Source organism: Mesorhizobium sp. M00.F.Ca.ET.216.01.1.1 (assembly GCF_004010325.2).
In the GTDB taxonomy this organism is placed as follows: domain Bacteria; phylum Pseudomonadota; class Alphaproteobacteria; order Rhizobiales; family Rhizobiaceae; genus Mesorhizobium.
This window is the reverse complement of sequence record NZ_SADR02000157.1, coordinates 1-414: the sequence shown is the minus strand read 5'-3', so window position 1 is coordinate 414 and position 414 is coordinate 1. Positions and strand designations below refer to the sequence as shown.

The 414-nt window shown below is 65.9% G+C and carries 1 protein-coding gene; it reads left to right on the top strand.

The window, feature by feature from the left end; all coding sequences use genetic code 11:
* On the top strand, nucleotides 1-414 hold a 414-nt coding region (tagH, locus tag EN859_RS35520; RefSeq protein ID WP_135913627.1), incomplete at both ends, for a type VI secretion system-associated FHA domain protein TagH.

The window sequence follows — 414 nt, the reverse complement described above, 5'->3', positions numbered from 1 at the left end:
CCGAGGAGAAGGGAAGCGCGCGCGTCGCCCAGACGATGGTCGGCGCTTCCGAGGTCAACCCGCTCAAATTCCTGCCGACGGTCGAGGACGTCATCGTCACCATCATCTCGGAACGCAGCCCCGGCTTTCTCTCCGGCGAAGCGGCGATCGCCGATGCGGTGAAGGATCTCGCGCAGCACCACGTGCGCGCCTGGCGCGGCGTCCAGGCGGCGCTGCGGCGCATGATCGACCGCTTCGATCCGGCGGCGATCGAGGAAGAGCTCAAGTCCAATTCCGCGCTCGGCAACCTGCTTTCCGGCGGGCGCAACGCCAAGCTGTGGGAGCTCTACCAGAAACGCCACCGCGACATCGCCCAAAGCGCGGAGTCGAGCTTCCTGGGCGAAATCGGCGCCGATTTCAGGGATGCATATGAAG